This is a genomic window from Cecembia lonarensis LW9 (genome assembly GCF_000298295.1).
GTDB lineage: Bacteria > Bacteroidota > Bacteroidia > Cytophagales > Cyclobacteriaceae > Cecembia > Cecembia lonarensis.
Map to the genome: position 1 here is coordinate 23329 of NZ_AMGM01000049.1, position 10678 is coordinate 34006.

Here is a 10678-nt window from a genome sequence, read left to right on the forward strand (position 1 = left end):
ACATTTTATTTTGATTTCAAACAATTCATTGCCTTACACGTATTTATTTCATAAATTACCGCAATGAAAAAGATTTTGATTACGCTTATCATGACTTTTATATACACCACTGGTTTTTCCAACAACCCTGGTGATAAGACCTTTTTGATTCTATTTGATAAGGCAGAGTTAAAAAATCACAAGACCACACCGGATTACATAGAGATGAGCCTGATGAATATTTTTAAGACCAGAGCTTATACGGGTAATTCTGATGCTGCAATTTTGGTTAAGGTTCCTTACGAAAATCTGGATGAATGTCAGTTGGGCTATATTTTTGTACGGCTAAATAATAAAACAGTGGTGCCATTACAGGATATTGCACTGAAAATTATTGATTTGGATCAATCAAAAAACACCTTCAACCACCTTCTTTCTTCTTTGGAAGATGACAAAAACAGTAAAAACAAAAAATCTTCAAAACCCCTTAAAACAACTCCAAGTCCTTAAGGTGCTCCCCTGAATTGTATTTTTCTATCCTGAATGTTCCTGATTGATTTTGATTGAGGACATAAAGGCCTAGATTTTGGTGCTTGAACAAGTCCATATATCTCAAATCATAGCCCAAGAGCAAACTGATCAACACACGCATAGCCCTTCCATGCATACAAACCAATATGACACCCTCGGGCTGTGCAAGTATCTTATCAATGCCCTTCTTCAATCTTTTGGCAACTATATTAGGACTTTCTCCCCCTTCTATGGCGTAATCCAAGTTCCCGGAGGACCATTGTGCTAACATGTGTTCATAGTATTTATTTTCTTCCGGCGTCATAGGAACGCCTTCATACCTTCCCCAAGAAATTTCATTGAGCTCAGGCACTGCTTCATGGGGTATCCCAAGTTCCAGGAAACCCTCAACGGATTGTTTGGTTCGCTGCAGACCTGTATAAAACACTTTTTCAAAAGGTACATTTTTATAAAATTCAAAAAATGCAGCAGCCTGACGCTGACCGTTCCTGTTTAACGGGGCATCTATTCCACTTCCCTGAACCACTCCTCTAAGGTTATAATCTGTCTGACCGTGTCTAACGAGGTAAATTTTTTTACTTAGCAAGTTTCTTTATTTTTGTTTGCGATCTCAAAGAAAAGGCATTTATCCCAAAATACATGATATTTCCTCCAAACCTTGACCTGGACACCCTAAACAACTGGGGAAAAAACACCATGACCGACTTTTTGGACATTCAATTCACTAAAATAGGTGAAGACTTTTTAGAAGCCACCATGCCCGTTGTAGACAAAACCAAACAACCCCTAGGACTGTTACATGGTGGGGCCAATGTGGTACTGGCGGAAACTTTGGGAAGTGTCGCAGCCACATTGACCATTGATAGTAAAAACCAATATTGTGTAGGCCTGGAAATAAACGCAAACCACCTGAAATCCGTAAAGAGTGGATTGGTGAGGGGAGTCACAAAACCCATTCATCTGGGAAAGAAAACACAGGTTTGGGAAATTAAAGTATACACAGAATCCGGTCATTTGAGTTGTATCAGTAGAATAACCATGGCCGTTTTGGATAAAAAATAACATGCAGAAAGCAGTTGATATAGCCGTTTGGGATTTAGAATATTATTTGGGTTGCCTGATAGCCACAGAAATGCAGGAAGGCAGACAAATAGCCCTCTGGAGAAAGCCCAAATCAAATATTTTGGAAATTTTAATTGACAAAAGTGAGCAGCCCAAAAGGGTTGAACTCAATATAGAGGAATTGCCCTCAGGGTTTATCGTTCATCCTTTTGAGGATCAAGTCGATGGCAAGGCTTTTTTCCTCGAAGCGGATAACTACTTTAAGATCGATCTTTCTGTTCCACTTGAGGAACAGGCGGATCGGGTAGATCCGCTAAGAAAAACACTTGATCCAGATCAGATCAAAGGGATCATACAAAAAAACCTGGGCCACACCGAGGTGGAAACGGAATTAAAAAGCAACAGGGCCTGTTCCAAAAAAGACTTTACGGACTTGGTAGAAAAAGGGGTTGAGGCTATCAAAGAGGGCCAACTCATTAAAATTGTACCGGCAAGATTGAAAAAAAAGGCATTGGGCAAAGGTTTTGACCTGATCAAATCACTTAAAAGTATATTGTATGCTTACCCTAATGCATTTATCAACTTTTTCCACATACCCGGTGTGGGCACTTGGCTTGGTGCTTCCCCAGAAATCCTAATACAAACAAAAGGGGATGCCTTTTATACCATGTCATTGGCAGGAACACAAAAGGCCAAAGGGGATAATCCCATGAAAAATGCTGCCTGGACACAAAAAGAAATTGAAGAACAGGCATTGGTGAGCAGGTATATTGTCGATTGCTTTAAGAAAATACGTTTGAGAGAATATGAAGAAATAGGCCCAAAGACCGTATTGGCCGGTAATCTATTGCATTTAAGGTCAGATTTTAGGGTAGATATGAAAGCGACAAATTTCCCTCAGTTGGGGTCAGTGATGCTGAAATTGCTTCAGCCAACATCAGCCGTTTGTGGGATGCCAAGAAATAAAGCTTTTGAATTCCTCAGAACATACGAAAAACTGAACCGTTCTCTATTTGCCGGGTTCATTGGGCCAGTTAATGTAGAAGGAGAAACTTCCATTTATGTAAATTTACGCACCGCTAGACTCACTGAAAAGGAAGCCTATCTGTATGCAGGAGCGGGTGTAACAGAAGATTCTGTACCTGAAAAAGAATGGGAGGAAACTGAAATGAAATGCGAAATCATCGGAAAACACTTAAAATAAATCTCCATTGATTATTCAGCCAATCCTCGATCTGGTGGCCTTATGTGCCAAAAAAGGCATCAAACATGCTATGCTTTCCCCAGGTTCACGCTGTGCGCCTATTACCTTGGCATTAACCAGACATCCTGAAATCCATAGCAGGACCATTTCAGATGAAAGAGCTGCGGCTTTCGTGGCATTGGGAATGGCCCAGCAACTCGAAAAACCAGTAGTATTGGTTTGCACTTCAGGATCAGCTGCCTATAATTATGCCCCTGCAATCGCCGAAGCTTATTTTCAGCAAATCCCCTTGATTGTTCTCACAGCAGACCGTCCACCTGAATGGATTGATCAATGGGATGGACAGACCATTAGGCAGTCAGAAATCTATGGTAAACATGTAAAAGGCTTTTTCCAGTTTCCTGATGAGTTTGGACATCCTGACAAATTATGGCATGCCAATAGAATGGTCAATGAAGCCATAAACCTGACCAATCAATATCCCGCTGGACCGGTTCATGTCAACATCCCCTTAAGAGAACCTTTTTATCCAGAAACAGGAGAAAACTTTGTATTTGACAAAGAAGTAAGGTGTATTGACCATTTACAAACCAATGGTCAGCTTTCGCAGGAAAGCAAACAAAAGCTGGAGGGTGGTTTAGCTAATTTTAAAAAGGTACTCATCATCGCAGGCCAGCAAAAGCCCAATCCCAAAATTCAAGAAGCTATTAACCAGATAGGGGAAAAAGGGCTGGCAGTAGTAGTCACAGACTGTATTTCCAATCTTCAATCTGCATCTACCATCAATTGGCACGACCACTTTATTGGTAACAACCGGGTAAATGCTGAACTTGAGCCTGAATTGATCATATCCTTTGGGAAATCCATTATTTCTAAAGGGCTGAAGCTTTTTCTCAGAAAATCCAAAGCCCAGCACTGGCACCTTCAGCCTGAAGGCTACAGCCCTGATACCTATCAGTCCTTGTCCAAAATCGTAGTCTGCCAACCACTAAGCTTTCTAAATTTCTTCCTGGAGCAGGGTAAATCTGATTTGGATTATGTGAAGCAATGGTTGAACCTTGAAAATAAGGTAAAAAACAGCTTTACAAGCATTTTGGAAAATGCGGAATTTGGGGAATATAAGGCAATAGCTTCCTGTTTAAAACATATCCCCTCTCAATCAAAACTACATTTGGCCAATAGCATGGCGGTGAGGTATGTAAATTTTCTCGGTGAAAGGAAGCAGGAGATTATCTGTAACCGAGGTACAAGTGGTATTGATGGCAGCAACAGTACAGCTGTAGGTTGCGCCTTTACCACCAAAGACCCGGTTACCCTGATTACCGGGGACATGGCCTTTTTCTATGACAGGAACGCCTTTTGGCACAATTACCCCATGAATAACCTAAGGATAATCCTGCTCAACAACCATGCAGGGGGCATATTCAGGTTAATTGATGGACCGGCTAAACAACCCGAACTGGAGGAGTTTTTTGAAACCCGGCAACGCTTAAGTGCTGGCTACCTGGCCAAAGACTTTGGCTTCGCATACCACTTGGCCAATGATGAAAGAAGCCTGGAGATGGGTCTGAAAGATTTTTATGCGAAATCCATTCACCCAAAAATTCTGGAAATAGAGACCTCCAGTTCAAAAAATGCCGAGGTCTTGAAATGGGTAAAAGGGAAGATGACAGAGGAGTTAGGTGATATTTAGGGCTTGCTGAAAAAGACGACGCTTAATAAATGGGATATTCATCAAAATTTAAAGAAATTATTCTCCAATTGGCGTTTTTCAGCACGTCCTATTTAACCCTTTTTCTTAACTAGCAAAGCGGACAATTCTTCAAGTGACTTGTTTTTGGTTTCCGGAACTACCCAAATGACAAATACAACACCCACTGCCGCAAAGACACCATAGATCAAAAATACATCAGCTGAAATCAAAATTTTAAAACCACAGATTTTAAACCTCCCTCAACCTCAAAGCCAAAATCAGCCCCAGGCCCAAAAGTCCAACAAAGACCATCAACATCGCCTGCACTCCAAACAAGGAAGATAAACTCCCCAAGCCTGCAGCAAGTAAGGTGAAAACTCCTATCATAGTATTGGAAAGAGAGACATATAGGGGCCTTTCCTTTTCAGGAGCAAAGTCAACGAGATAAGTTTTTCTACTCAATCTGGCGCCTCCATGGGCCATCACTTGAACTAGGAAGAGTGCAGCAAAAACGTAAATGTTCTGCAAACTATCCGGCCAAAAAGGAAACAAGGCCATGAGCGAAATATTGAGCATCCCAAGGATAGAAACCCAAACCATCAACTTGCGACTGGAATGATCTGCAAATCTGCCCCAAAAAGGACTGCTGATAACATTGGCTATACCGGCAGCGATCACCATAATCCCCAGATTATTGACCTCACTACCCAGTTCCTCCTTGCCTAAAACCACAAAAAATGGCTGTGCCAACGGAATGGCCATCAGTAGCCCTCTGGTAACAATAAACCTCCTTAGGTTGCTGGCTTCCTTCCAAAATTTCCAGGCATTTTTGAGTTCCTTGACAGGTGTCCTCCCACCCTCGGTCGCCCCTTTTTCTTCAAATATCAAAGCAAAAAGGAAAGCTGAAAGGCCCCACAAAATTGCTCCCGCCATCACCAGCCAAAACAACATATTTTGATCCTCTTCGCCTTCCAGATCCTGAAGTATGAAAACACCGGCCACCAAGGTCAGTATGCCACCGATGGTGGAGCGCATGGCCAAAAGCTGTCCGCGTTTGCCTTTTGGAATGGTCTTTCCTATTACATCCTTGAAACTGATACTTGCTACTCCACTGGCCAAACTGAAAATCAGCAAAAGGCTTAAAATTAAAACCCCAGCAATGTTCCCCTCAGTTTCTTTAACTACAAAGGCCATAGCTGCCAAAGCCAGGGCCTGGATCAAAGCAGGAATCACCCAAAACCATTTTCTGATGGCATAAGCCCTGATTTTTGCGGAAACAAACAGCTGTGGCAATAATGATCCTGCATCCTTAATAGGCACCAAAGCCCCCGTAAAAAGATTGGGCACTCCCAAAGCTGCCAGAATCCAAGGCAGAGTTGTCCCCGGACTGACCAACTGCTCTGCCAATTTGGAAAGGGATCCACTGAATACATTTTTGAAAAAATTACCGGGAGTTTCTTTACAAGATTTTTCAGAAATCGCCTCACAGACCCGCTCTTCCCCTTCGTCGGTAATCAGTTCGTAGGCTTTGGAAGCTAAAGTTTGCTGGAACATGGCAAGTTGGTTGGATTCTTACAAATATAGCCCGAAAAATGGGAGGATTTCACCCGACATTGGGACGGCATTTGTTTGAAAGACACAAGATGTAAGACACAAGACACAAGAAAGACCATCTAGAAATTGAAATATGCTTCGCGATATAAAATAGAAATAAGCCTCCGCCGATATATTGGGAGCATGTAAATAATTCTTAGAATAAATATCTAGGAATATCTGGATAAGGAAAAAAGAAAGATGATGCAACTAATCACCATTCACACATTCAACTAATTACTCTCACTTCAACTTTGCGATCGTTGCGTTAATCGTTGCGCACATTGCGTGAAACCTTAACCTAATCTCATTAAGAAAACTATCCAATTTGGAACAATCGCTCATACCCCACCACCCGCCTTAGCTTTTTATCCAAGGTCCAAAGCTTCAACTCATTTTTGGCAACGGCATGAAAAATCACGGCATCAATCAAACCAACTCCTTGATTCACCAAGTTTTCTTTCTTTGACAGTAAACCTGACTCAATAATATGGTAAGGCTCATCCAAACTCGGAATAAGATTGGCCAACTGTACAATCATCTCCACCTCTCTTTTCCCCTTTGCTCCTTGAAGTAATTCCGCAAAGATCAACTCCAACCCAAACACCCGATTATCTTCCAGCAGTTCTTGACATGTCAAAAAGACATCTGGATTACCTTTCAGGTATTCAATCCAAATAGAGGTATCAAAAACGACACCTCTCATCGACGGTTCAAATCTCTTAATTCTTGAGCAGAATACTTAAACTCTAAAGGCTCACTCATTATAGAAGTTCCTATTTGCTTGAGTTTTTGAGAGCGGATGTAAGAAACTAAGGCTACCTTCAAAGCCTCTGTGATCGTATCAGCCTTGGAAAGCTCCATAGCTTCTTCAATTAATTCTTGGGGAATTATTGCTGTAACTTTCATAATATTAAGTTTTTACACAAATACGATAATGTATCGTATAACAGCAAGTATTTGATATTATTTTTTGCTCCTTGGCTAGGTTTAGCTTAAAAGACAATATCTCAGTAAGCTAAATCAACCCCAACACTTTAGCCAAACAAACCTTGACTTCAGCTAATTCAAGTTCTGTAAGTATTCCAATTTTCTTCACAAACCTTTTTTCAGACAAGCTCTTTACTTGAAAACAATCTGCAAAAGAGGTTTTTGATAATCCATTGAGATGATTAGGCTTTAGGAGAACCATCCAACTTTTTGGTTCCTTAATCCCATCCGTCAACAGAACAACAATCTTCAAAGGCAATATCCCAAGGGAATCAGCATTAACGATGATTGCTGGCCTGGTTTTTTTATTTCTTGACCGACTTGCGGTTCAAAATTCACCAGCCACACTTCTCCATTTTTCATCCTTCAATGATTTCAGTATCAATATCACCCCATTCCTCAACTTCTTGCTGATAATATGCTTTAGTCTCAGGATCAGAGGCCTCTTTTTCCATGGTTGTGTAGATTGTCTTTTTGTTTTTTCGGGCTTCCTCCATTTTCAATTGAAATATGGGTTTGGTAGCAGGTCTGATCATGATTCCATCCCCATGATCTTCAATTACCACCTCGGCAAGCTCATATTTGTCAATCAATGCTTTAGGCAAAATAATACCACTACTGTTGCCGATTTTTCTGATTTTAGTTTCCATATCCAAATTTACGAAAAAGTAATAACATGTTATAACTTTCATAAGAACATAAATATTTTATCACTCTACTCTATTTCTATTATATTTCGCAGAGCATATTTCAAATAATATCCATCCATATCGCAACGCTAATATCTATTAATATCACCATTAATTTTTATCAACCCCAAAACCTTACCCAAAGCAGCATTCTTATTCCCCTTTTTCCAAACGGCATACAACTCCGTTTTTTGTTTGATCTTATCCAATTCGATAAACTTCACCTTTAAATCATATCCCTGTTTCAAAGATGTAGGCACAATAGCCACTCCCAAGCCAGCCTCTACCAATTTGAAAATGGTCAGGGCATGAACAGACTTATGGGTGATCTTTGGAGTAAATCCCCTATCCTCACAGATAGACATGATCTTATCGTAGTAAATGGAAGAATAATCCTGAGAAAAGAGGATAAAATTTTCCTCCTTCAATTGCCCAATATGCTTAAAGTCATCCGCCGACAAAGGATGGTCCTTAAGCAATACCAACGAGAAAGTATCCTGATGGACCAATCTCATCTCTAGAGCTTCTGGAACCCGCGCCAGTCGTACAAAGCCCAAGTCCAGCTTGTCCTTTTCCAACATTTCGATCTGCATGGCATTGCTAAGTTCTTCAAGCGTTGTTTGTATGCCGGGAAAGGTTTGGGAGATTTTGACGAGAAGTTCAGGGATTACCGTATGTGCCGCTGAACCTAAGAATCCAACCCTTAACTCCCCAATATTCCCAGCAGCAATTTCCTTGATTTGGGTTTTGGTGAGGTCAAGGTGGTTGAAGATATAATCCACTTCTGTTTTAAGGAAATGCCCGGCAGGGGTGAGTTGGACTTTTCTTTTGGTCCTCTCAAACAACTGAACTTCAAGGATCTCCTCCATCTGCTTGATCTGACGGCTGAGACCTGGCTGGGAAATAAATAAACGCTCCGCTGCACGGCCAAAGTTGAGTTCTTCGGCAACGGCACGGAAATATTCGAGGTGGCGGAGTTCTATGTTCATATTTGTGTACCTATATATCTTTGATGCATATTAAATCTCAAAAGATATCGATAGATATTATGATATTGACAGATATTTAGATATGATTAAACTAAGGTTTCTTAAAACCGATTGTTTTGCGTTCTGTCATGGATGGTCTAACCAGCTCTTCAATAATCTGGTAGATGTTTTGGATATGCTCATTATGCTCACTTTGGTTTTGACTAAGCTCATCAATTTTTCTGATCAGTCCTTGATAATTCGCCGCCCATTCTCGCATTTTCACAAAAACCCTCATAATGGAAATATTTACCTGAATGGCCGTTTTACTTTTGAGCACAGAAGATAACATGGCCACTCCTTGTTCAGTGAAAACATAAGGAAGATACTTTCTGTGCCGCCCACGGTCACTCTTTAAGGTCACAAATTGTGACCTTAAAGAGTGAGGGACGTTTTGTTCTTTGACAGTTACTTGTAAATCTTCCCACTCTTCGTTGGTAAGCTGAAACATAAAGTCCTCTGGAAATCTGTCCATGTTTCTTTTTACCGCTTGATTAAGCACTTTTGTTTCCACTCCATACATTTCAGCTAAATCGCTATCCATCATTACCTTTTGATTTCTGATCAAATGAATCGATCTAGTTATCCTTTCTTGTATGATTAAATCTGAGGAATTGTCCATATAGACCGCGTTTAAAAAACTTACTTTAAAACCTAATAAAATGCAATTCCAATTTAAGCATCCTCTGTCCACCAATCAAATACAAGTAATAAAATATCCGTTTAATATTTATACCTAATAGTAATTAATTAATGATAATATTGGTATTTATAATTATCAAAACAGTTCTGTAATTTTGAATTGACTTATCCTCGTTGCGAGCGTGGCGTTAAGTCGTTGCGAGCGTGGTGTGAAAAAAGAGTTCATGCAACGGCTGCAAAGTTGAACACTAACAACGTTATTGGTTCATTTTTTATGTAAAACAGCAATTGATACAAAAGTTATGTTAGAAATATTTGAATATGGTCAAGGCCATCTCACCGCCTCCATCGCCCTCGGCATCGCCAATAGGAACATAAAAGGCATCCTTAGCCCTGAAACACGAGAAAAAGTAAAAGCCAGTGCGGCGGCAGTCGAAAAAATCGTAGCCAATGGCCAACCAGTCTATGGTATCAATACTGGCTTTGGACCATTGTGCACTACGCTGATCTCCCCCGATCAGACACGAAAACTCCAGGAAAACCTGCTTAAAAGCCATGCAGTAGGTGTAGGCGAACCTATTCCTGTGGAGATTTCCAAATTGATGTTGATCCTGAAGTTACATGCGCTAGCAAAGGGCTTCTCTGGTATACAAGAACAAACCTTGGACAGGATACTTTGGCATATTGAAAATGATATCATTCCAGTGGTACCCAAACAAGGTTCGGTAGGCGCATCGGGCGACCTTGCTCCCCTCTCACATTTATTTTTACCGCTGATCGGATTGGGAAAAGTACATGTAGGTGGGAAAATACTATCGACAGCAGAAGTCCTCCAACAGCATCAGCTGTCCCCCATCCACCTTGGCCCTAAAGAAGGTCTTGGACTGATCAATGGCACGCAGTTTATTGCAGCGTTTGGAGTGAAAGTTCTAGAGCGCTTTTACAATATCCTTGCCCATGCAGACATTACAGGAGCCATGATGCTGGAAGGTTTGCTAGGTTCTATCAAACCATTTTCTGCCGAACTCCATCGACTCCGACCCTACGCAGGCAATCAGCATGTAGCCCAGACCATCCTCAACCTCTTACATGAATCTGAGATTGTGCATTCCCATGCGACCTGTGCACGCGTGCAGGATCCTTATTCCTTGCGCTGCATGCCCCAAGTACATGGAGCTTCCCGCAATGCATGGCTGCATTTGAAGCACATGCTGGAGACCGAAATCAACTCTGTAACCGACAACCCGGTGGTCTTTGATGAAACCCA

Annotated in this window: 13 protein-coding genes and 1 pseudogene; 5 read left to right on the forward strand and 9 right to left on the reverse strand. The window is 41.1% G+C overall.

Features of this window, described 5'->3' with window-relative positions:
* Positions 1 to 63: 63 nt before the first annotated feature.
* Positions 64 to 489, forward strand: coding sequence for a hypothetical protein (locus B879_RS14050; RefSeq protein ID WP_009185859.1), 426 nt, complete (start codon positions 64 to 66; stop codon positions 487 to 489).
* Here the strand turns inward: B879_RS14050 and B879_RS14055 are convergent.
* Entirely contained in the window at positions 467 to 1096 is a 630-nt protein-coding gene (locus tag B879_RS14055; protein WP_009185860.1) for a histidine phosphatase family protein, read from the reverse strand. The two genes, B879_RS14050 and B879_RS14055, sit on opposite strands and share 23 nt — an antisense overlap.
* A gap of 53 nt (positions 1097 to 1149) precedes the next feature.
* On the opposite strand from B879_RS14055, the gene B879_RS14060 reads away from it, so the two are divergent.
* From B879_RS14060 to menD, 3 genes are read left to right on the forward strand one after another with little or no spacing between them, the layout of a single operon-like run.
* Positions 1150 to 1572 (forward strand): hotdog fold thioesterase, encoded by a 423-nt coding sequence (locus tag B879_RS14060; RefSeq protein ID WP_009185861.1) that lies wholly within the window; start codon positions 1150 to 1152, stop codon positions 1570 to 1572.
* A 1-nt stretch (position 1573) separates the two neighbouring features.
* Positions 1574 to 2776, forward strand: a complete 1203-nt coding sequence (locus B879_RS14065) for a chorismate-binding protein (protein ID WP_009185862.1) — start codon at positions 1574 to 1576, stop codon at positions 2774 to 2776.
* A 7-nt stretch (positions 2777 to 2783) separates the two neighbouring features.
* Positions 2784 to 4469, forward strand: a complete 1686-nt coding sequence (gene menD / locus B879_RS14070) for a 2-succinyl-5-enolpyruvyl-6-hydroxy-3-cyclohexene-1-carboxylic-acid synthase (RefSeq protein ID WP_009185863.1) — start codon at positions 2784 to 2786, stop codon at positions 4467 to 4469.
* 92 nt (positions 4470 to 4561) lie between these two features.
* Here the strand turns inward: menD and B879_RS23225 are convergent, their stop codons facing one another.
* The 8 genes and pseudogenes from B879_RS23225 to B879_RS14105 form a co-directional block, all read right to left on the reverse strand.
* Positions 4562 to 4699 (reverse strand): MFS transporter, encoded by a 138-nt coding sequence (locus B879_RS23225; protein ID WP_262481911.1) that lies wholly within the window; start codon positions 4697 to 4699, stop codon positions 4562 to 4564.
* 19 nt (positions 4700 to 4718) lie between these two features.
* Positions 4719 to 6023 (reverse strand): MFS transporter, encoded by a 1305-nt coding sequence (locus tag B879_RS14075; RefSeq protein ID WP_009185864.1) that lies wholly within the window; start codon positions 6021 to 6023, stop codon positions 4719 to 4721.
* Between the two features lie 358 nt (positions 6024 to 6381).
* On the reverse strand, positions 6382 to 6768 hold the full coding sequence (locus B879_RS14080; protein WP_009185865.1) for a PIN domain-containing protein: 387 nt from the start codon (positions 6766 to 6768) through the stop codon (positions 6382 to 6384).
* On the reverse strand, positions 6765 to 6971 hold the full coding sequence (locus tag B879_RS14085; RefSeq protein WP_009185866.1) for a type II toxin-antitoxin system VapB family antitoxin: 207 nt from the start codon (positions 6969 to 6971) through the stop codon (positions 6765 to 6767). Before B879_RS14085 ends, B879_RS14080 begins: the two co-directional genes overlap by 4 nt.
* A gap of 109 nt (positions 6972 to 7080) precedes the next feature.
* Positions 7081 to 7356 (reverse strand): annotated as a pseudogene (locus B879_RS23575) (type II toxin-antitoxin system PemK/MazF family toxin); the annotation flags it as partial.
* A 55-nt stretch (positions 7357 to 7411) separates the two neighbouring features.
* Entirely contained in the window at positions 7412 to 7702 is a 291-nt protein-coding gene (locus B879_RS14095; RefSeq protein ID WP_040400756.1) for an AbrB/MazE/SpoVT family DNA-binding domain-containing protein, read from the reverse strand.
* A gap of 128 nt (positions 7703 to 7830) precedes the next feature.
* On the reverse strand, positions 7831 to 8730 hold the full coding sequence (locus B879_RS14100) for a LysR family transcriptional regulator (protein WP_009185868.1): 900 nt from the start codon (positions 8728 to 8730) through the stop codon (positions 7831 to 7833).
* A gap of 91 nt (positions 8731 to 8821) precedes the next feature.
* Positions 8822 to 9391, reverse strand: a complete 570-nt coding sequence (locus tag B879_RS14105; RefSeq protein WP_009185869.1) for an ORF6N domain-containing protein — start codon at positions 9389 to 9391, stop codon at positions 8822 to 8824.
* A gap of 322 nt (positions 9392 to 9713) precedes the next feature.
* Between B879_RS14105 and B879_RS14110 the strand changes: the two genes are divergently transcribed.
* A partial coding sequence (locus tag B879_RS14110; RefSeq protein WP_040400757.1) for an HAL/PAL/TAL family ammonia-lyase occupies positions 9714 to 10678 on the forward strand: 965 nt, incomplete at its 3' end.